Below are 19,978 nucleotides of genomic sequence, written 5' to 3'. Positions count from 1 at the left end.
ACCTGCACATATATGATCAGAATCGAGTGCCACGCTCAACTAGTATTGAAGGGCCCGGATGGCCGGGAGGCAAGCCTGTCGGACGTCGTGCCGCTGCTCGCTCTCGTGGACGAATCCGGCAGCATCGCGCAGGCGGCGACGCTTAAGGGTTTGTCCTACCGTCATGCGTGGGGTTTGTTGCGCGCAATCGAGGAGCGTCTGGGCGGTCCGCTGATCGCGAAGGAGCGCGGCCGCGGCTCCGTGCTGTCCGAACTCGGTCAAGCGGTGCTGCGCGCGCAGCGTCTGTGCGGCGAACGGCTCGACGGCAACATGCAGGCGCTCGCGAGCGAAGTGGCGAGCGATCTGAACCGCTGGCTTGCGCCGCCCGTCGATCACGTGCGCATTCATGCGTCGCATGGTTACGCGGTGGCCGCGCTCGTCACCGCCTTGGTCGCGCAGGAGCTTCCGGTCGACATCAAGTACCGCGATGGCGCCGATGCCGTGAGCGCGCTCGCTCGCGGCGAGTGCGAGCTGGCCGGTTTCCACTTGCCGCTAGGCGAGTTTCGCGCGGCATGTGCGGACACGTACCGGCGCTGGCTCGATCCACAGCGTCATGTGCTCGTGCATCTGACGCGGCGCAAGCAGGGGCTCTTTCTCGGCAAGGGCAATCCGAAACGGATTCTTGGCCTCTCAGATCTTTCTCGCGACGACATTCGCTTCGTCAATCGGCAGCATGGTTCCGGCACGCGCATGCTGCTCGATCTGGCGCTGCGCAAGCTGGGCATCGACCCGGATGGCGTGAACGGCTATGCGTCGGCGGAACTCACGCATTCGGCGATCGCGGCGTTCGTCGCGAGCGGGATGGCGGACGTGGGTTTCGGCGTGGAACCTGCCGCGCATCATTTCGGACTCGACTTCATCCCCGCTGTCGACGAAGACTATTATTTCGCGTGTGACCGCGCTCGGCTCGAGCGCGCGCCGCTGTCGGCGGTCATCGAACTGCTGCGAAGCAGCGCGTTTCATGCGAGCGTCGATCGGCTGCAAGGCTACGATCCGCGTGACTGCGGCAAGCTCGTGGATCTCGAAGCGGGATTGAGCGGAGCGGGCGCGTAAGCGGTGGTAAACAACGCGCCGCGCATCTCACGTGCTCGCCGCTGCGGATGGCTTTCGTTTGCGATACTCTCTAAGCTTCCGTTTTTTGCCAACCCCGCGCGTCGCCGCGCTTCGAATCGATATGAAAGTTCTTCTACATGCATGTGCTGCGGCCGCGTCGGCCGGCTTGCTGCTCGCGACCGCCTCGGTCGCTGTCGCGCAGAACTCGCCGGGCGTGCCGGGCGGCATTCTGCAGGAGCAGTTCCGGCTTGCTGAACATCCGCAAATGCCGTTCGCCGCGTCGGCGCCGTCGGACAAGTATCAGTCCGGCAAGAAATCGGCGATGCGCAAGCGCGGCGACCTGGGCGATCCGAACGGCTGCAATCTGCAATGTCCGAAGGAATAGCAGGCTTAGCGGCCTGCTCGAAGTGCACGAATCTCGACGACGCCGGCAATTTGCCGGCGTTTTTTTATGGGCTCGCGGGTGTCGACGGTCAGGGCTTTGCGGTGTGCCACACGTCCTTGAACCCGTCTCCTTTGGTGTCGCCCGCCTGCTTGTCGGCCGCGTAGCGATAGAGCGGATGACCTTTGTATGCCCATTGCTGCTTGCCGTCCGCGGACGGGATCAGCGTCCAGTCCCCCGACGGCTTGTCCGACGGACTCGCGACCGCGGCCGGCCAATAGCTCGTGCAGCCGCCGGTGCACGCGCTCACGCCGGGCGTGGTGTCCTTGTCGAAGGTATAGAGCGTCATGCCGTCGGCACTGACGAAGCGGCCGTCGACCACTTTCGGAGGCTCGGCGAAAGCGCTCTGTTGCAAGGCGAGCAGGGCGAGGCAGAAGAGGGTCTTGCGCATGATGTCGGCTCCTGTTTGTTGTGTGGATTCGCGCGCGACGCGGCGTGCGTCGGCGCGTGAGTATTAACGGATGGGGAGGTGGGTTTATTCCGGGGGTGTTTGGTGGGTGTTTCGCGCGCGCGCGCGGTGCTGGCCTGAAGGGCAGTTCTGGGCAGCGGGAGGCGGTTGGAGCAGGCAGGCAGCGGGGGGCGCGGTCCATCCGCCGATGCATCGGCGATGCAAAACAAAAAACCCCGAAAGGCTCACGCCGTCGGGGTTCTAGTTTAAGCGGTGAGCAAAGCAGTGCGCTTTGCTGCAAGGTGTGTGGTGGAGGCGGCGGGAATCGAACCCGCGTCCAGAAGCACTCTACGACCAGTTCTACATGTTTAGTTCTGTCTTTTGATTTAACCGTAGTGACGCGGACGAACACGCTGCACTACGGCGATTCACTAGATTTTCGACCCGGACGTCGTGACTCCGTCAAGGCTTAACTGACGTATATGACCTCTGTCGGTATTGCTACCGGTCTTGCGACACTAGCCCGTCAGTGAACTAGGCAGAGGACGGCGGCCCTTAGGCTGCCAGTGCGAACGTATCGTCGTTTGCAGTTACGTTTTTCCCATTGATTAACGAGGTGACGGGTCCTCGACATGCCCTAGCCGCTTCGCAACCCCTGTCGAAACCAGGTCGCCCCCGCGGTTCGTTGCTCGGAACGTTGAGCCAAAGTAGATTTTACAATAATTTGACGGCCGTGTCTCGGCTTGCTTTCGACACGTTTCTGGGACGTTTCTGTGCCGTTCGAGCCGCGCGTAACGGCGACCCGCGCCGCGCATCGATTGGGTTGTTAGCCGATATCGCGCAACAGCCGCTGCAACTCGGCTGGCGACTGCACAACGTGCTGCGCATGCCATTGCGTGGGCGGGATGTCGTCGCCGCAATAGCCGTATGCCGCGGCCACGGTCTTCATGCCGGCAGCGAAGCCCGCCTGCACGTCGCGCAGATCGTCGCCGACGTAGACGATGCGCTCCGGCGCCACATCGAGCGCCCGTGCCGCGTACAGCAGCGGCGCGGGGTGGGGCTTCGAGTGAGGCGTCGTGTCGCCGCTCACCACGCAGCCTGCGCGCTCCTCCAGACCGAGTTGTGCGACCAGCGGTTCCGTCAGCCGCGCGACCTTGTTCGTGACGATGCCCCAGCGCACGCCGCGCGCGTCGAGTTCGTCGAGCAATTCGGGAATGCCGGGAAACAGCGTGGTCTCGATGCAGAGGTCGGCTTCGTAGTTGGCGAGAAACTCCTCGCGCATCGACGCAAACTCGTGGTCGTCCGGCCCAATGCCGAACCCGCCGCAGATCAGCCCGCGCGCGCCGGCCGACGCCAGCGGCCGCAGCTTTTCGAGCGGCACCATTTCCAGTCCGCGATCGTGACGCATCTTGTTGACGGCGGCGGCCAGGTCGGGCGCCGTGTCGGCCAGCGTGCCGTCGAGGTCGAACAGCACGGCTTGGCAAAGACCGAGCGAATCTTCGTTGTCTTCGCGCTGGGGCAGGGGCGTGGGATCGCTCATTGATTTTCTTGTCGGCAGTGGGGGATCACGCGTCGCGGCGGCAGGCGAGCATGTAGTTCACGCTCGTGTCGGCGGACAGTGCGAAGTGCTTGCTGAGCGGGTGGTACACGATACCCTTGATGTCCGCCGTACGCAGCCCCGCCGCGCGCACGAAACCGGCGAGCTCCGACGGGCGGATGAACCGCGCGTAGTCGTGCGTGCCCTTGGGCAGCATCCGCGCAATGTATTCGGCGCCGATCACGGCGAACAGGTACGACTTCACGTTGCGATTGAGCGTGGAGAAGAACACCCAGCCGCCCGGTTTGACGAGCGTCTTGCACGCCTCGACGATCGCCGACGGCTGCGGTACGTGCTCGAGCATTTCCATGCAGGTGACGACGTCGTAGGTGCCCGGTTCGCGGGCGGCCAACGCTTCGGCCGCGATTTCCTCGTAACTTACGGTTACACCACTTTCAAGGCTGTGAAGATCCGCGACACCGAGTGCCTCGCTCGACAGGTCAATGCCTTTGACGTGCGCGCCGAGGCCTGCCATGGATTCCGACAGGATGCCCCCGCCGCAGCCGATGTCCAGCACGTGCTTGCCGGCCAGATGCGCGTGGGCGTCGATCCAGTTCAGGCGGACGGGGTTGAGTTCGTGCAGCGGTTTGAATTCGGCGTTCGGGTCCCACCAACGATGTGCGAGGTCGCTGAATTTCTGCAGTTCGTGGGGATCGGCGTTGGTCATGGCAAAGCTGCCTCGATGAGAGCGGTGAGCGGGCGCTCGAGGATAAACCCGGAGTATATAGGCGACGGACCGGAGCGGCAAAATGCGGCCGGCAATAAAAAAGCCCCGCCGAAGCGGGGCTTTTGGTACTGCGTGTTTTGCAGCTTACTGCTTCGAAGTACCGACAACTTCGACTTCCACGCGACGATCCGGTGCGAGGCAGGCGATCAGTTGCTTGCGGTTCTTCTGGTTGCAGCCGGTCGTGACCGGGTTGCGCTTGCCCTTGCCTTCCGTGTAGATACGGTTGGATTCGATGCCCTTGCTGACCAGGTACGCCTTCACAGCTTGAGCGCGACGCAGCGACAGACGGTCGTTGTACTTGTCCGAACCGATGCGGTCCGTGTAACCCGTTGCCACGACGACTTCGAGGTTCAGGCCTTGAATCTTCGATGCCAGATCGTCCAGCTTTTCCTTGCCAGCCGGCTTCAGGACAGCCTTGTCGAAGTCGAACAGTGCGTCAGCTTGATAGGTGATCTTCTGGCTGGTGATGGCCGGTGCCGGTGCGACCGGAGCCGGCGGCGTCGGAGCCTGGGCAACCAGTGCGCCGTCGCACTTTGCGTTAGCCGTTGCCGGCGTCCAGAATGCATCGCGCCAGCAAAGCTCGTTCGTGCCGTTCATCCACACGTATTCGCCAGTACCATTCACCCAGTTGTCATTGGTAGCTTGTCGCGACGCCGGCACCGACTGTGCCATGGCGGATGCAGCCATAACCGCGGTAGCTGCAATGAACGCGAGCTTTGAAAGTTTATTCATATTTCTCCTCTCGAAATTGAGATTACCGCAGGTTTACTGCGAGCCTGTTGACGAAGACAAGTCATACATTGCTCGAAGTATAACATTGGTGCGGAACAAAAAACGTTGTGTGTAGACTTCGAGCAGCGTCTGACTCTTTGTGCGTTGGCATTTTGCCATATCGTTCCCTTCCGACGATAAAAAAATCCGCCCCCGATCAAATCGCCTTCCAATTGTGGTGCATGCGCAACAGAAGCAATCGCCCGCAGCGTCCCGCCAGTCATGGCTCGGCGGCGAATTGCCCCACGCATGAATCGAGCCTGATCCGCCCAAAAGAAGTGCCGCGCGGAACTTTTTCGGGACGGCTTGCTAATAGGTATACGTCGGGTGACGTGACGTGGTCGGGCGCGGATTCCCGGCATGTTAGAATCGCGTGATGCATTGCGCCTGCAATGCTTACGCGAGGGCGCCGGATTCTCGCCGCCTTCGCACGTAAAAGATACGGATAATGGATCAATTCGCCAAAGAGACTCTGCCAATCTCCCTCGAGGAGGAAATGCGCCGTTCGTATCTCGATTACGCGATGAGCGTGATCGTAGGGCGTGCGCTTCCCGATGTTCGCGATGGCCTGAAGCCGGTGCACCGGCGCGTGCTGTACGCGATGCACGAACTGAACAACGACTGGAACCGCGCGTACAAGAAGTCGGCGCGTATTGTCGGTGACGTCATCGGTAAGTACCACCCGCACGGCGACACGGCTGTTTACGACACCATCGTCCGCATGGCGCAGGACTTTTCGCTGCGCTACATGCTGGTGGACGGCCAGGGCAACTTCGGTTCCGTCGACGGCGACAACGCCGCGGCCATGCGTTACACCGAAATCCGCATGGCGAAGATCGGCCACGAGCTGCTCGCCGACATCGACAAGGAAACGGTCGACTTCACGCCGAACTACGACGGCAGCGAAAACGAGCCGGCCATTCTGCCGGCGCGCATTCCCAATCTGCTGATCAACGGTTCGTCCGGCATCGCGGTCGGCATGGCGACGAATATTCCGCCGCACAACCTCAATGAGGTTGTCGACGCGTGCCAGCACCTGCTCAAGAATCCCGAAGCCACGATCGACGAGTTGATCGAGATCGTTCCGGCGCCCGATTTCCCGACCGCCGGCATCATCTACGGCGTGGCGGGCGTGCGCGACGGCTATCGCACCGGCCGCGGCCGCGTGGTGATGCGCGCGCTCACGCACTTCGAGGAAATCGATCGCGGCCAGCGCATGGCGATCATCGTCGACGAATTGCCGTATCAGGTGAACAAGCGCTCGCTGCTCGAGCGTATCGCCGAACTGGTCAACGAGAAGAAGCTCGAAGGTATTTCCGACATCCGCGACGAGTCCGACAAGAGCGGCATGCGCGTCGTGATCGAGCTGAAGCGCGGCGAAGTGCCTGAAGTCGTTCTCAACAATCTGTACAAGGCGACCCAGCTCCAGGACACCTTCGGCATGAACATGGTCGCGCTGGTCGACGGCCAGCCGAAGCTGCTGAACCTGAAGGAGATGTTGTCGTGCTTCCTGTCGCATCGCCGGGAAGTGCTGACGCGGCGCACGGTATACGAACTGCGCAAGGCGCGTGAGCGCGGTCACGTGCTCGAAGGTCTGGCCGTTGCGCTCGCTAATATCGACGAGTTCATCGCGATTATCAAAGCCGCGCCGACTCCGCCCATCGCCAAGCAGGAATTGATGGCGCGTCCGTGGGATTCGTCGCTGGTTCGTGAGATGTTGTCGCGCGCGGAGCAGGAAAACGCGTCGGCGGGTGGCCGCGAAGCCTATCGCCCTGACGGATTGAATCCGTCTTTCGGTATGCAGGCCGACGGCCTTTACCGTTTGTCCGACACCCAGGCTCAGGAAATTCTGCAGATGCGTCTGCAACGCCTGACGGGTCTCGAGCAGGACAAGATCATTGGCGAGTACCGCGACGTGATGGCGCAGATCGCCGACCTGCTGGACATTCTGGCTCGCCCGGAACGCATTACGGCGATCATCGTCGACGAACTGACGTCGATCAAGTCGGAATTCGGCGACGCCCGTCGCTCGAAGATCGAACTGAACGCCACCGAGCTGAACACCGAAGACCTGATTACGCCGCAAGAGATGGTCGTGACCATGTCGCACGCCGGCTACGTGAAATCGCAGCCGTTGTCGGAATATCGCGCGCAGAAGCGCGGCGGTCGCGGCAAACAGGCGACTTCCATGAAGGAAGACGACTGGATCGACACGCTCTTCATCGCGAACACGCACGATCACATCCTGTGCTTCTCGAACCGCGGCCGCGTGTACTGGGTCAAGGTCTACGAAGTGCCGCAGGGCTCGCGCAATTCGCGCGGCCGCCCGATCGTCAACATGTTCCCGCTGCAAGACGGCGAGAAGATCAATGTTGTGCTGCCGGTTAAGGAATTTTCCGCAGACAAGTTCGTCTTTATGGCGACCGCGTTAGGAACAGTAAAGAAGACGCCGCTGGAAGCCTTCAGTCGGCCGTTGCGCAAGGGTATTATTGCGGTCGGTCTGGATGACGGCGACTACCTGATCGGCGCCGCCATCACAGACGGTCAGCACGACGTGATGCTGTTCTCGGATTCGGGCAAGGCAGTTCGCTTCGACGAAAACGACGTGCGGCCGATGGGCCGCGAGGCGCGCGGCGTGCGCGGCATGCAACTCGACGAAGGCCAGAACGTGATTGCGTTGCTGGTGGCGGGCGACGAGCAGCAGTCGGTGCTCACCGCAACGGAAAACGGCTTCGGCAAGCGCACGCCGATCACCGAGTACACCCGTCACGGCCGCGGCACGAAGGGCATGATCGCAATCCAGACGTCCGAGCGTAACGGCAAGGTCGTTGCGGCCACGCTGGTCGACCAGGAAGCGCAGATCATGCTGATCACGACCACGGGCGTTCTGATCCGTACGCGCGTGTCGGAAATTCGAGAAATGGGCCGTGCAACTCAAGGTGTTACACTCATCAGCCTTGACGAAGGCACCAAGCTTTCAGGTCTGCAACAGGTTGCCGAGGCGGAAGCGGAAGGCGATGTCGAAGGTGACGCCGAAGGTCCCGCTGAAGGTGGTAACGGCGGGGAAGACGGCGGCGCGGCTTGATCCTATTTGGATCCGCTGACCGTGCTCTCGCTTCACGCCCGGTGACTGATTGAAAGCTCCGCAGGACATATAGCGTGTCGGGCCGACACGCTTCTTGCGCGGCTGGCAGTTCAAGTTAATTTCTATTAGGGAGTAATGATGCAAAAACGATTCAAACAACTGATGTTGCTGGCTGCCCTCGTGCCGACCTTTGCCATGGCTCAAGCACTGCAGAGCCCGGGTTCGTCGGCTCCGGCTGCTGCGGCAGCACCGGTTGATCCGGCCAAGCAGGCTGCCATCAAGGACCTGCTGGACGCAATCGACGCGCAAAAGCTCGTCGGCGCAATTGGCAACAGCGCGCAAATGCAGGCAAAGCAGCTGGTTCCGGCAATCCTGTCGGACGCGCTGAGCGAAAACAAGACGCTGACGGACAAGCAGAAGCAGGCTTCCGTCCCGACGCTGCAAAAGAATGCAGTGCCGAAGCTGGTTGACGGCGCGGGCCAGGTGTTCGCGACGGACAGCTTCCGCCAGGACGCAATGCAAGCTCAGTACGACGCGTACGCGAAGTACTACAGCACGTCGGAAATCAAGGATCTGACTTCGTTCTACAAGAGCCCGACCGGCCGCAAGTTCATCCAGGTTCAAGACCAGGTTGGCCGCGACGTCGTCAATGGCTTGATGCAGAAGTACATGCCGCAATCGATCAAGGCAACGCGCGACCAGGCTGACAAGGAAGTCGCTTCGGTCAAGCCGGCTAAGTAAGCCCGACGCGAAAGCTGCACTGATACTGCGCTAGCGCGTCGCCCGGCGGTCTGATTCCAGGCCGCCGCGTTTGGCGGGTTAGCGGGGACAATGCGATAATGGCCGTTTGCGCGAGTGCGCAAGCGGCCATTACTTTTTTCGGCGGGAAATGTCCACGCCGCAGCGGTCTGCCAGGCTGCAGCGGTCCAGTACCGCGATTCCCGTCGGCCAATAGATGTAGCCACTTTCCGGTAGTTTGTTTTCGCGGCGACCGACTCGCCGGCTCGCCGACCAGCGCCCCGGCTTTTCGTGTTCGCACCGCTTTCAGGATCTCACGATGCGCGTCTTTAATTTCTCCGCCGGCCCTGCGGCCATGCCCGAAGAAGTGCTGCGTCAGGCAGCCGACGAGATGCTCGACTGGCAAGGCAGCGGCATGAGCGTGATGGAAATGAGCCATCGCGGGAAAGAATTCATGTCGATCCACGAGGAAGCGCTCGTCGATCTGCGCGAATTGCTGGCCGTGCCGGCGAGCCATCGGATTCTGTTCCTGCAAGGCGGCGGTCTCGGCGAAAACGCGATCGTGCCGATGAACCTGCTGGGCTCCAAGCCCCGCGCCGATTTCATCGTCACCGGGTCGTGGTCGCAAAAGTCCTTCAAGGAAGCGCAGAAATACGGCACCGTGCACGTCGCCGCGAGCGGTCAGACGGCGGACGGCTTCACGCGCGCGCCGGCATTTGCCGAGTGGCAATTGTCGGACGACCCGGCTTATGTGCATCTGTGCACGAACGAGACGATCCACGGCGTCGAGACATTCGAGATTCCCGACCTCGGCAACATCCCGCTAGTGGCGGACGCGTCGTCGCACATCCTGTCGCGTCCCATGGACATCGCCAAATACGGCGTGCTGTTCGGCGGCGCGCAGAAGAACATCGGCATGGCGGGTGTGACGGTGGTGATCGTGCGCGAGGACATGCTGGAGCGCGCCATGCCCATTTGCCCGTCGGCGTTCGAATGGAAGACGGTCGCCGAAAACAATTCGATGTACAACACGCCGCCCACCTACGCGATCTACATCGCGGGGCTGGTGTTCAAGTGGTTGAAAAAGCAGGGCGGCCTCGCTGCGATGGAAGCGCGCAATGTCGAAAAGTCGAAGCTGTTGTACGACGCAATCGACTCGAGCAGCTTCTATCTGAACAAGGTCGAGCGTGGCTCGCGCTCGCGGATGAACGTACCGTTTTTCCTCGCCGACGAGTCGCGCAACGAAGATTTCCTTGCCGGCGCGAAAGCGCGGGGAATGGTGCAGCTCAAGGGCCACAAGTCCGTCGGCGGCATGCGGGCGTCGATTTATAACGCGGTCCCGCTCGAAGGCGTCAAAGCGCTTGTCGAATACATGAAGGAATTCGAACGCCACAGCGCCTGAGTGCTTCGGCATTCGGCGCGCGTATCCTTTCAGCATGCATTTTTGCAGCAGCTACCGGCAGGACCGTTTTCACGCATGGACGACGAACTCAATAATCGACTCAAGCCGCTTCGCGAACGCATCGACGCGCTCGACGCGCAGTTGATCGCGCTTCTCAATCAGCGCGCCGCGGTGGCGCTGGAAGTGGGCGAGGTCAAGAAGCATTTCAACGCGCCGGTGTTTCGGCCCGAGCGCGAACAGCAGGTGATCGCGCGTCTGCAGGACATGAGCGAAGGCCCGCTTGCGAGCGAGCACATCAGCGCAATCTGGCGCGAGATCATGGCCGCCAGCCGCGCGCTCGAAAAGACCATCAAGGCGGCGTATCTCGGGCCGGTCGGCACGTACAGCGAGCAGGCCATGCACGAGTACTTCGGCCAGTCGATCGAGGGTCTGCCATGCCCGTCGATCGACGAAGTATTCCGCTCCGTCGAGGCGGGCGCTGCCGAATTCGGCGTCGTGCCCGTCGAGAATTCGACCGAAGGCGCGGTGTCGCGCACGCTCGATCTGCTGTTGCAAACGCAACTGACCATCGGCGGCGAACTTGCGTTGCCGATTCATCACAATCTGCTGACGCTGAACGGCGGCCTGACCGGCGTCACGCGCGTTTGCGCGCACGCGCAGGCGCTCGCCCAATGTCAGCGCTGGCTCGCGACGAATGCGCCGCATCTGGAACGCCAGGCGGTATCGAGCAACGCGGAAGCGGCGCGCATGGCGGCGGAAGATCCGAGCGTCGCGGCCATCGCCGGCGATCGCGCGGCGACTCACTACGGTTTGCAGGTCGCCTACGCGCTGATTCAGGACGATCCGCACAACCGCACGCGCTTCGTCATGATCGGCAAGGAGCGCACGGGCGCGAGCGGCAATGACCAGACGTCGCTGATCGTGTCCGTGCCGAACGAGCCGGGCGCGGTGTTCAAGCTGCTGGAGCCGCTCGCGCGCCATAGCGTGTCGATGACGCGCTTCGAATCGCGGCCCGCGCGCGTGGGCACGTGGGAGTACTACTTCTACATCGACGTCGAAGGCCATCGCGACGATCCCGCAGTGGCCGCCGCGCTGACCGAACTCGGTGAGAAGGCAGCATTCCTGAAGATTCTGGGCTCGTATCCGCGCGCCCGCTAACAACACTGCCACGCGGCGGGCAAGCGCGAGTCAGGCAGTATGCCGACGCGCTCGCCGCGACTTTTCCAATAATCGTTCGGAGATTTCATGACAACGTCCTTCGGTCCTTCTTACGTGCGCGCCATAGCGCCTTACATCGCCGGCAAGCCGATTTCGGAAGTCGCGCGCGAGTTCGGGCTGGACGAAGCGAAGATCGTGAAACTGGCGTCGAACGAGAATCCGCTCGGCATGCCCGAGTCGGCTCAACGCGCGATGGCGCAGGCGGCGAGCGAGCTGGGCCGCTATCCCGATGCGAACGCGTTCGAACTGAAGACCGCGTTGAGCGAGCGCTACGGCGTACCGTCGGACTGGATCACGCTGGGTAACGGCAGCAACGACATTCTCGAAATTGCCGCGCACGCGTTCGTCGAAAAAGGCCAGGCGATTGTCTACGCGCAGTACTCGTTCGCGGTCTATGCGCTTGCCACGCAGGGTCTTGGCGCGCGCGCGATCGTCGTGCCGGCCGTCAAGTACGGCCACGATCTGGACGCGATGCTCGCCGCGATCACCGACGACACCCGTTTGATTTTCGTCGCCAATCCGAATAACCCGACCGGCACATTTATCGAAGGTCCGAAGCTCGAAGCGTTTCTCGACAAGGTGCCGCGCCACGTGGCCGTGGTGCTGGACGAGGCGTACACGGAATATCTGCCGGCAGAAAAGCGCTACGACTCGATCGGGTGGGTGTGCCGATATCCGAACCTGCTGGTGTCGCGTACGTTCTCGAAGGCGTTCGGCCTTGCAGGCTTGCGCGTCGGCTTCGCGATCGCGCAGCCCGAGTTGACCGATCTGTTGAACCGTCTGCGCCAGCCGTTCAATGTGAACACGCTCGCGCAAGCTGCGGCGATTGCCGCGCTCAACGACCAGGCGTTCCTCGAAAAGACCGCGGCGCTGAACGCGCAGGGCTATCGTCGTCTGACAGAAGCGTTCGACAAACTCGGCCTCGAATACGTGCCGTCTGACGGCAACTTCGTGCTGGTGCGCGTCGGCAATGACGACGCGGCGGGCAATCGCGTGAATCTCGAATTGCTGAAGCAGGGCGTGATCGTGCGTCCAGTCGGGAACTACGGTTTGCCGCAGTGGCTGCGCGTGACCATCGGGCTGCCGCAAGAAAACGAAGCGTTCATCGCCGCGCTCGAAAAAACCCTCGCCACCGTCTAGGCGGCGAATTCTGACCCGCGCGCCCGTCTATATGAGAGGCGCGCTTTTTGTGTGACCGACGTGGCCGCGTTTTCTTTTGACAAGCTGGTGATTTTCGGTGTCGGCCTGATCGGCGGATCGCTTGCGCGCGCGCTGCGCGAGCGCGGCGAAGCCGACGGGGCGCGCACGGTAATCGGTGTGGGCCGTTCGGCTGCGTCGAGCGCGCGTGCGCTGGAACTGGGCGTGATCGACGGCGCCGCCGCATTGGACGACGACGCGGCGTTGCGCAACGCGCTCGCGGGCGCCGACTTGGTGCTGCTCGCGGCGCCCGTCGCGCAGACCCAGCCGCTGCTCGAACGCATCGCGCCGTTCCTCGACGCGAACACCATCGTGACCGATGCCGGCAGCACCAAGTCCGACGTCGTGGCCGCGGCTCGTGCCGCGCTCGGCGCGCGCATTGGGCAGTTCGTGCCGGGGCATCCAATCGCCGGCCGCGAGTCGAGCGGCGTCGAGGCCGCGTTGCCCGACCTGTACGTCGGCCGCAATGTCGTGCTGTGTCCGTTGCCGGAAAATGCACCGCATACCGTCGAGCGTGTGGCGGCGATGTGGCGCGCGACCGGCGCACTCGTGCGCGACATGGCGCCGGAGCAGCACGACCGCGTGTTTGCGTCGGTCAGTCATTTGCCGCATGTGTTGTCGTTCGCGCTCGTCGAGCAGATTCTGAATTCGCCCGATGCCGCGTTGAAGTTTTCTTTTGCCGCGGGCGGTTTTCGCGACTTCACGCGCATTGCGGCGTCGAGTCCCGAAATGTGGCGCGACGTCTGCGTCGCCAATCGCGCCGCGCTGCTCGACGAACTCGACGCGTACACGGCGGTGCTCGCGCGGCTGCGCACGGCGATTGAAGCGGGCGACGGCGCGGCGCTCGAAGCCGTATTCGCGCGCTCGCGCGTGGCGCGCACAGAGTGGCAGGAACAGCGCGCGGGCGGCGCCGCGCAAGGCGACGCATCGAAATAGCCGCGTCGAAATAACCGGAAACTGGACTCAATCATGGAATTCCTCGATCTCGGACCATTTTCTCGTGCGTCCGGCACGGTTCGTCTGCCTGGCTCGAAAAGCATTTCGAACCGGGTGCTGCTGCTCGCCGCGCTCGCCGAAGGCGAAACGACGATCACGAACCTGCTCGATTCCGACGACACGCGCGTCATGCTCGACGCGCTCGAGAAGCTCGGCGTGCGTCTGAAGCGCGAAGGCGACACGTGCGTCGTGACCGGCACGCGCGGCGCGTTCACTGCGCGCACGGCCGACCTCTTTCTCGGCAACGCCGGCACGGCGGTTCGCCCGCTGACGGCGGCGCTCGCCGTGAATGGCGGCAATTACCGCATCCACGGCGTGCCGCGCATGCACGAGCGGCCGATCGGCGATCTCGTCGACGGGCTGCGGCAGATCGGCGCGAGAATCGACTACGAGGAAAACGAGGGCTATCCGCCGCTGCGCATCCGCCCCGGGCAGATTTCCGCCGAGGCGCCGATCCGCGTGCGGGGCGACGTCTCGAGTCAATTCCTCACGTCGCTTCTGATGACGCTGCCGCTCGTGCGCACCGCAAGCGGCGTGACCACGGTTCAGGTGGACGGCGAACTCATCTCGAAGCCCTATATCGAGATCACGATCAAGCTGATGGCGCGCTTCGGGATCGACGTCGAGCGCAATGGCTGGCATCAGTTCGTCGTGCCGGCAGGGCAGCGCTATCAGTCGCCGGGCACGATCATGGTGGAAGGCGATGCGTCGTCGGCGTCGTATCTGCTCGCGGCCGGGGCGCTCGGCGGCGGGCCGGTGAAAGTGGAAGGCGTCGGCCGTTCGAGCATTCAGGGCGACGTCGGCTTCGCGGACGCGCTCATCAGAATGGGCGCGAACCTGCAAATGGGCGACGACTGGATCGAAGTGCGCGGCGTCGGCACCGACCACGGCAAGCTCGACCCGATCGACATGGATTTCAACCTGATTCCGGACGCCGCGATGACCATCGCGGTCGCCGCGCTGTTCGCCGACGGCACGACCACGCTGCGCAACATCGCGAGCTGGCGCGTGAAAGAGACCGACCGGATCGCGGCCATGGCGACCGAACTTCGCAAGGTCGGCGCAAAAGTCGAGGAGGGCGAAGACTTCCTGATGGTCACGCCGCCTGAAAAGCTGATTCCGAACGCGTCGATCGACACGTACGACGATCACCGCATGGCGATGTGTTTTTCGCTCGTGAGCTTGGGCGGCGTGCCGGTGCGGATCAACGACCCGAAGTGCGTCGCGAAGACATTCCCCGATTATTTCGAGCGCTTCACCGCGCTCACTCACCCTTGATTCGCTACGAATCGCCTGACGTGCGACCTTTTCGATGAAACCGATCCGTCCCTTTCACCAGACGCCCGTCATTACAATCGACGGCCCCAGTGCCTCCGGCAAAGGCACCGTGGCCGCGCTGGTCGCCGCGAGCCTCGGCTTTCACCTGCTCGACAGCGGCGCGCTGTACCGGCTCGCGGCGCTCGCGAGCATCCGCTACAACGTCGCGGCAGACGACGTCGACGCGCTTGTAAAGCTGATCGACGACCTGCATATCACGTTTCGCGAGGGTTTGGCGCAACTGGACGGCGTCGACGTCTCGGCGGAAATTCGCGCGGAGGAAGTCGGCAGCCGCGCGTCGGCGATCGCCGTGCACGCGCCGGTGCGCGCCGCGCTGGTGGCGCGCCAACGGGCTTTTCGTAAGGAACCGGGGCTGGTCGCGGACGGTCGCGACATGGGCACCGTCATCTTCCAGGACGCCGTTCTGAAGGTGTTCATGACCGCCAGCGTGGAGGCCCGCGCGGCGCGGCGGCATAAGCAATTGATACAAAAAGGCTTTTCTGCTAATATTGATGACTTGCTCCGGGATTTGCGCGAGCGTGACGAGCGCGACAGTCAGCGCTCAGCCGCGCCGCTTAAGCCCGCAGCGGATGCAAAACTGCTCGACACGTCCGCCTTGTCGGTCGATCAGGCGGTCGAGCAGGTGGTGCAATGGTACGAAGCCCTGGTCCATGCGTGATTGATTGCCTGACGCATGGCTGCCATGAAGCATGGCTCTCGCCGAACAGGCGGCCGCGGTCGTAGTTTCATTGATTGCTGGTGCTTCGCGATGGTCGCGAAGCGTTGTATTAACCCTTTAACCCCGCGTGGCATTCGCATTCTTGCCGTAGTTGCTGACCGTCCGGCCAGCCGGGCAGCGCGAGAACCATGCAAATTTCGATTTTTATGTCCGACCTGCAAACCTCTACCCCGAATACCGAATCTTTTGCGGCTCTGTTCGAAGAGTCGCTGACCAAGCAAGACATGCGCGCCGGCGAAGTGATCTCCGCCGAAGTCGTGCGTGTCGACCACAACTTCGTGGTCGTCAACGCTGGTCTCAAGTCCGAAGCCTACATCCCGCTCGAAGAGTTCCTGAACGACGCGGGCGAGGTAGAAGTGCAGGCGGGCGACTTCGTTTCCGTCGCGATCGACGCGCTGGAAAACGGCTATGGCGACACGATCCTGTCGCGCGACAAGGCGAAGCGTCTGGCTTCGTGGCTGTCGCTGGAAAAGGCTCTCGACAACAACGAACTCGTGACCGGCACGATCACGGGCAAGGTCAAGGGCGGCATGACCGTGATGGTCAACGGCATCCGCGCGTTCCTGCCGGGTTCGCTGGTCGACACGCGTCCGGTCAAGGACACGACCCCGTACGAAGGCAAGACGCTGGAATTCCGCGTCATCAAGCTCGACCGCAAGCGTAACAACGTCGTGCTGTCGCGCCGCGCCGTGATCGAAGCAACCCAGGGCGAAGAGCGCGCGAAGCTGCTCGAAACGCTGAAGGAAGGCGCGATCGTGGAAGGCGTGGTGAAGAACATCACCGACTACGGCGCGTTCGTGGACCTCGGCGGTATCGACGGCCTGCTGCACATCACCGACATCGCATGGCGTCGCGTGCGTCACCCGAGCGAAGTGCTGTCGGTTGGCCAGGAAGTCACCGCGAAGATCCTCAAGTTCGACCAGGAGAAGAACCGCGTTTCGCTCGGTATCAAGCAACTGGGCGACGATCCGTGGGAAGGCATCTCGCGCCGTTACCCGTCGGGCACGCGTCTGTTCGGTAAGGTCACCAACATCACCGACTACGGCGCATTCGTCGAAGTGGAATCGGGCATCGAAGGCCTCGTCCACGTGTCGGAAATGGACTGGACGAACAAGAACGTTGCACCGTCGAAGGTTGTGCAGCTGGGCGACGAAGTCGAAGTCATGGTTCTCGAAATCGACGAAGACCGCCGCCGTATCAGCCTCGGCATGAAGCAGTGCAAGCCGAACCCGTGGGACGACTTCAGCCGCAACTTCAAGAAGGGCGACAAGCTGCAAGGCGCAATCAAGTCGATCACCGACTTCGGCGTCTTCATCGGTCTGCCGGGCGGCATCGACGGTCTGGTTCACCTGTCGGACCTGTCGTGGTCGGAAACGGGCGAAGAAGCCGTTCGCAAGTACAAGAAGGGCGACGAAGTGGAAGCGATTGTTCTCGGCATCGACGTCGAGAAGGAACGCATTTCGCTGGGTATCAAGCAGCTCGAAGGCGACCCGTTCAGCAACTTCGTTGCAATGAACGACAAGGGTTCGATCGTCGACGGCGTGGTCAAGACGGTGGACGCGAAGGGTGCAGTGGTTCAGTTGTCGACGGAAGTCGAAGGCTACCTGCGCGCTTCCGAAATCGCACAAGACCGCGTGGAAGATGCTCGCAACGTGCTGAAGGAAGGCGACAAGGTCAACGCGATGATCATCAACATCGATCGCAAGTCGCGTGGCATCAACCTGTCGATCAAGGCGAAGGACTCGGCTGAGCAACAGGAAGCGATCCGCGGCCTGGCTTCGTCGGATTCCAGCGCGGCTGCTACCGGCACGACGAACCTCGGCGCGCTGCTGAAGGCCAAGCTCGACGGCCAGAACCAGTAATTGAGGAACGCCCCCAGCCTGCCGTTCGCGGCAGGTTCCCCAACGGGGAAGTCTTGGGGGTGGCTCGGCGTTTTCTTGAGAGGTCTGCTGCAGTATGACCAAATCGGAATTGGTCGCCCAACTGGCTACGCGTTTTCCGCAACTTGTATTGAAAGATGCGGATTTCGCGGTCAAGACGATGCTCGATGCGATGTCTGAGGCGCTTGCCAAAGGTCACCGCATCGAAATTCGAGGTTTCGGCAGCTTTGGCCTGAACCGCCGTCCTTCCCGCGTCGGGCGCAATCCGAAGTCGGGCGAAAAAGTGCTGGTGCCTGAGAAGTACGTACCGCATTTCAAGCCGGGCAAGGAGTTGCGTGAGCGGGTCGATCGTCGTGCGGGCGAGCCGTTGAAGGCCGAAGAGCCGGATGACGATCTGTAAAAGACCGCTCTGTGCGCGGTATGCACTCTGCAGCGGTCGGCAAAAGACCAGAAAAAGCGCCTTTAGGCGCTTTTTTTTCGCCCGTGCGCTTTGTCGACACGCAGGCATGTACTCCACTAACGGCGCCCCGAGCCGTGCTATCAGTCGCGCTCGAAACCGCGCTCTCGGCGAGCCGCGCTTTTACTCCAGCTTCCTGTCCCGCTCCCAGCCGCATTTCGCATCGCGTTTCGCCGGCACATTCTGTAAGCCCGCGATCCGCCAGTTCCTGCCCAGCCGCGAGGGCTTCAATTACAATACGGGTCACTTCGGCGCGGGCAAACACCGTGGCGCGACGCGTCATCAGGCCGGCGTCACCCCGCAACTGCCGTCAAGAGATCTATTCATGAAATTTATCGTCTGGCTGATCCGTGTACTGGTGTTCGTGCTGCTGCTGGTGCTCGCACTCTCCAATACACAACCCGCTACGCTGAATTTCCTCGCGGGTTACGCCTGGTCGGCACCGCTCATCCTGATCGGCCTCGCGTTTTTCGCGGTCGGGCTTGTCGCCGGCCTCGTTTCGTCGATGCCGGCCGTGGTCCGCCTTCGCATGGAAAACGGCCGCTTGAAGCGCGAGTTGCGGGTGGCTCGCGAGGCGCCGGTGGTTGTCGAACAGCCGCCCATGCCGCCGTTGATCTGATTGTGCCGTTCGCCGCGCGCCCCTTGCGCGGCATCCCGTTCCCGCCTTCCGGCTCATTTGCATTCATCGCATGGATCTAGACTTCTGGTGGCTGCTCGTCATTCCCGTCGCTTTCGCGTTCGGCTGGATGGCTGCGCGCTACGACCTCAAGACGCTGCTGTCAGAAAGCGCCAATCTGCCGCGTTCCTATTTCCGCGGCCTCAATTTCCTGCTCAACGAGCAGCCGGACCAGGCAATCGACGCGTTTATCGAAGTCGTCAAGCTCGATCCCGAAACCGTCGAATTGCATTTCGCGCTCGGCAACCTGTTCCGCCGCCGCGGCGAGACGGATCGCGCGATACGCGTGCATCAGAATCTTCTCAGCCGCGCCGATCTGCCGGTCAGTGAGCGCGATCACGCGCTGTTCGAACTCGGGCAGGACTTCCTGAAGGCCGGTCTGCTGGACCGCGCGGAAGAAACCTTCCGTTCGCTCGAAACCGGCGACTACGCGTTGGGCGCGCAGCGTGCGCTCCTCACCATCTACGAAATCGAGAAGGACTGGATCAAGTCGATCGACACCGCCCGGCATCTCGAAACGATGGGCGCGGAGTCGCTGGACAAGGAAATCGCGCAGTTCCATTGCGAGCTCGCGCAGGAAGCGCTGCAACACCAGAAGCCCGACGAAGCGCGCCGTCAACTCGGCTTCGCGCTGAAGGCGAACCCCGGCAACGTGCGCGCCACGATCCTGTTCGGCGATGTCGACGCAGCCGGCGGCGCGCAGGAAGCCGCGATCGCGCAATGGCGGCGCGTCGAGGAGCAGAATTCGGCGTATCTGCCGCTCGTCGCCGAAAAGCTGATGAAGGCCTATGAAGCGCTCGGCCGCGCGCAGGAAGGCGCCGATCTGCTGACCACGTGGGTCGACCGCTATCCGAGCAACGATCTGCTCGACGTCGCCTATCAGCACGTCGCGTCGTTGCGCGGGCCGGACGCCGCCCACGCGCTGGCCCGTTCGCAGATGCAGAAGTCGCCGAATCTCGCCGGCATGACGCGCCTGCTCGAGGCGCAGCAGGCCGTCGCGGAAGAGCCGCGGCGCAGCGAGCTCGAACTGATGCGCACGCTGATCCGCCAGCGCACGAAAAATCTGCCGCGCTATACGTGCCAGAATTGCGGTTTCAGGGCGCGGCTTTTCTACTGGCAGTGTCCCGGCTGCAGCGGTTGGGAAACCTACGCGCCGCGCCGGGTCGAGCCGATCACTGCGTCGAACTGAGGTCGCCCGCGGCTTCGGCAGCGTGTTCATGACCGGAATCATCACCGGAACTTTCAACCGGAAAGCG

The 19,978-nt window shown here is 62.5% G+C and carries 18 protein-coding genes and 1 other RNA gene; 14 read left to right on the top strand and 5 right to left on the bottom strand.

All coding sequences use genetic code 11. The annotated features are described in order from the left end of the window. The first annotated feature begins 12 nt into the window (after positions 1-12). Complete coding sequence (locus tag P0D87_RS26060) at positions 13-1,092, top strand: substrate-binding domain-containing protein (protein ID WP_006050239.1); 1,080 nt, start codon at positions 13-15, stop codon at positions 1,090-1,092. A gap of 121 nt (positions 1,093-1,213) precedes the next feature. Continuing rightward, positions 1,214-1,477 carry a hypothetical protein gene (locus tag P0D87_RS26055; protein WP_029967912.1) on the top strand — a complete coding sequence of 88 codons (264 nt, stop codon included), beginning with the start codon at positions 1,214-1,216 and terminating at the stop codon, positions 1,475-1,477. Positions 1,478-1,565: 88 nt separating this feature from the next. On the opposite strand, the gene P0D87_RS26050 is transcribed toward P0D87_RS26055, so the two are convergent. The 5 genes from P0D87_RS26050 to ompA all read right to left on the bottom strand — a co-directional run bounded on the left by P0D87_RS26050 (position 1,566) and on the right by ompA (position 4,978). Then, on the bottom strand, positions 1,566-1,925 hold the full coding sequence (locus P0D87_RS26050; protein WP_029967911.1) for a COG4315 family predicted lipoprotein: 360 nt from the start codon (positions 1,923-1,925) through the stop codon (positions 1,566-1,568). 304 nt (positions 1,926-2,229) lie between these two features. Continuing rightward, positions 2,230-2,599: a transfer-messenger RNA gene (ssrA, locus tag P0D87_RS26045) on the bottom strand. A 149-nt stretch (positions 2,600-2,748) separates the two neighbouring features. Further along, on the bottom strand, positions 2,749-3,462 hold the full coding sequence (gene gph / locus P0D87_RS26040; RefSeq protein ID WP_006050243.1) for a phosphoglycolate phosphatase: 714 nt from the start codon (positions 3,460-3,462) through the stop codon (positions 2,749-2,751). A 25-nt stretch (positions 3,463-3,487) separates the two neighbouring features. Then, the gene (gene ubiG / locus P0D87_RS26035) at positions 3,488-4,186 is read right to left on the bottom strand and encodes a bifunctional 2-polyprenyl-6-hydroxyphenol methylase/3-demethylubiquinol 3-O-methyltransferase UbiG (RefSeq protein WP_006050244.1); all 699 of its coding nucleotides are present in this window, start codon (positions 4,184-4,186) and stop codon (positions 3,488-3,490) included. Positions 4,187-4,330: 144 nt separating this feature from the next. After that, the gene (ompA, locus tag P0D87_RS26030) at positions 4,331-4,978 is read right to left on the bottom strand and encodes an outer membrane protein OmpA (RefSeq protein WP_006050245.1); all 648 of its coding nucleotides are present in this window, start codon (positions 4,976-4,978) and stop codon (positions 4,331-4,333) included. Between the two features lie 487 nt (positions 4,979-5,465). On the opposite strand from ompA, the gene gyrA reads away from it, so the two are divergent. The 12 genes from gyrA to lapB all read left to right on the top strand — a co-directional run bounded on the left by gyrA (position 5,466) and on the right by lapB (position 19,911). Continuing rightward, positions 5,466-8,102 (top strand): DNA gyrase subunit A, encoded by a 2,637-nt coding sequence (gene gyrA / locus P0D87_RS26025; protein WP_029967907.1) that lies wholly within the window; start codon positions 5,466-5,468, stop codon positions 8,100-8,102. 138 nt (positions 8,103-8,240) lie between these two features. Continuing rightward, positions 8,241-8,843 carry a DUF2059 domain-containing protein gene (locus tag P0D87_RS26020; protein ID WP_006050247.1) on the top strand — a complete coding sequence of 201 codons (603 nt, stop codon included), beginning with the start codon at positions 8,241-8,243 and terminating at the stop codon, positions 8,841-8,843. 316 nt (positions 8,844-9,159) lie between these two features. Continuing rightward, entirely contained in the window at positions 9,160-10,242 is a 1,083-nt protein-coding gene (gene serC / locus P0D87_RS26015) for a 3-phosphoserine/phosphohydroxythreonine transaminase (protein ID WP_053858596.1), read from the top strand. A 75-nt stretch (positions 10,243-10,317) separates the two neighbouring features. Beyond that, a complete protein-coding gene (pheA, locus tag P0D87_RS26010) occupies positions 10,318-11,400 on the top strand; it encodes a prephenate dehydratase (protein WP_006050249.1) in 1,083 nt (360 codons plus the stop codon). An 87-nt stretch (positions 11,401-11,487) separates the two neighbouring features. Then, positions 11,488-12,600 carry a histidinol-phosphate transaminase gene (gene hisC / locus P0D87_RS26005; RefSeq protein WP_408637076.1) on the top strand — a complete coding sequence of 371 codons (1,113 nt, stop codon included), beginning with the start codon at positions 11,488-11,490 and terminating at the stop codon, positions 12,598-12,600. Positions 12,601-12,651: 51 nt separating this feature from the next. Then, positions 12,652-13,593, top strand: a complete 942-nt coding sequence (locus P0D87_RS26000) for a prephenate dehydrogenase (protein WP_053858594.1) — start codon at positions 12,652-12,654, stop codon at positions 13,591-13,593. Positions 13,594-13,626: 33 nt separating this feature from the next. After that, positions 13,627-14,931, top strand: coding sequence for a 3-phosphoshikimate 1-carboxyvinyltransferase (gene aroA / locus P0D87_RS25995; RefSeq protein WP_006050252.1), 1,305 nt, complete (start codon positions 13,627-13,629; stop codon positions 14,929-14,931). Between the two features lie 34 nt (positions 14,932-14,965). Continuing rightward, on the top strand, positions 14,966-15,649 hold the full coding sequence (gene cmk, locus P0D87_RS25990) for a (d)CMP kinase (protein WP_006050253.1): 684 nt from the start codon (positions 14,966-14,968) through the stop codon (positions 15,647-15,649). Between the two features lie 188 nt (positions 15,650-15,837). Further along, positions 15,838-17,571 (top strand): 30S ribosomal protein S1, encoded by a 1,734-nt coding sequence (gene rpsA, locus P0D87_RS25985; protein ID WP_006050254.1) that lies wholly within the window; start codon positions 15,838-15,840, stop codon positions 17,569-17,571. 94 nt (positions 17,572-17,665) lie between these two features. Further along, entirely contained in the window at positions 17,666-17,989 is a 324-nt protein-coding gene (locus tag P0D87_RS25980) for an integration host factor subunit beta (RefSeq protein WP_006050255.1), read from the top strand. Positions 17,990-18,371: 382 nt separating this feature from the next. Next, the gene (locus P0D87_RS25975) at positions 18,372-18,665 is read left to right on the top strand and encodes a LapA family protein (protein WP_029967902.1); all 294 of its coding nucleotides are present in this window, start codon (positions 18,372-18,374) and stop codon (positions 18,663-18,665) included. 70 nt (positions 18,666-18,735) lie between these two features. Continuing rightward, positions 18,736-19,911, top strand: coding sequence for a lipopolysaccharide assembly protein LapB (lapB, locus tag P0D87_RS25970; RefSeq protein WP_053858593.1), 1,176 nt, complete (start codon positions 18,736-18,738; stop codon positions 19,909-19,911). Positions 19,912-19,978 lie beyond the last annotated feature (67 nt).

The organism is Paraburkholderia sp. RL17-368-BIF-A, assembly GCF_046054045.1.
GTDB classification, from domain to species: Bacteria; Pseudomonadota; Gammaproteobacteria; order Burkholderiales; family Burkholderiaceae; genus Paraburkholderia; species Paraburkholderia graminis.
This window is presented reverse-complemented; position numbering and strand designations above follow the sequence as displayed.

Coding starts and splice junctions, on each gene's coding strand:
- P0D87_RS26060 (WP_006050239.1), top strand. CDS start 13: ATGATCAGAATCGAGTGCCACGCTCAACTAGTATTGAAGGGCCCGGAT.
- P0D87_RS26055 (WP_029967912.1), top strand. CDS start 1,214: ATGAAAGTTCTTCTACATGCATGTGCTGCGGCCGCGTCGGCCGGCTTG.
- P0D87_RS26050 (WP_029967911.1), bottom strand. CDS start 1,925: ATGCGCAAGACCCTCTTCTGCCTCGCCCTGCTCGCCTTGCAACAGAGC.
- gph (WP_006050243.1), bottom strand. CDS start 3,462: ATGAGCGATCCCACGCCCCTGCCCCAGCGCGAAGACAACGAAGATTCG.
- ubiG (WP_006050244.1), bottom strand. CDS start 4,186: ATGACCAACGCCGATCCCCACGAACTGCAGAAATTCAGCGACCTCGCA.
- ompA (WP_006050245.1), bottom strand. CDS start 4,978: ATGAATAAACTTTCAAAGCTCGCGTTCATTGCAGCTACCGCGGTTATG.
- gyrA (WP_029967907.1), top strand. CDS start 5,466: ATGGATCAATTCGCCAAAGAGACTCTGCCAATCTCCCTCGAGGAGGAA.
- P0D87_RS26020 (WP_006050247.1), top strand. CDS start 8,241: ATGCAAAAACGATTCAAACAACTGATGTTGCTGGCTGCCCTCGTGCCG.
- serC (WP_053858596.1), top strand. CDS start 9,160: ATGCGCGTCTTTAATTTCTCCGCCGGCCCTGCGGCCATGCCCGAAGAA.
- pheA (WP_006050249.1), top strand. CDS start 10,318: ATGGACGACGAACTCAATAATCGACTCAAGCCGCTTCGCGAACGCATC.
- hisC (WP_408637076.1), top strand. CDS start 11,488: ATGACAACGTCCTTCGGTCCTTCTTACGTGCGCGCCATAGCGCCTTAC.
- aroA (WP_006050252.1), top strand. CDS start 13,627: ATGGAATTCCTCGATCTCGGACCATTTTCTCGTGCGTCCGGCACGGTT.
- cmk (WP_006050253.1), top strand. CDS start 14,966: ATGAAACCGATCCGTCCCTTTCACCAGACGCCCGTCATTACAATCGAC.
- rpsA (WP_006050254.1), top strand. CDS start 15,838: ATGCAAATTTCGATTTTTATGTCCGACCTGCAAACCTCTACCCCGAAT.
- P0D87_RS25980 (WP_006050255.1), top strand. CDS start 17,666: ATGACCAAATCGGAATTGGTCGCCCAACTGGCTACGCGTTTTCCGCAA.
- P0D87_RS25975 (WP_029967902.1), top strand. CDS start 18,372: ATGAAATTTATCGTCTGGCTGATCCGTGTACTGGTGTTCGTGCTGCTG.
- lapB (WP_053858593.1), top strand. CDS start 18,736: ATGGATCTAGACTTCTGGTGGCTGCTCGTCATTCCCGTCGCTTTCGCG.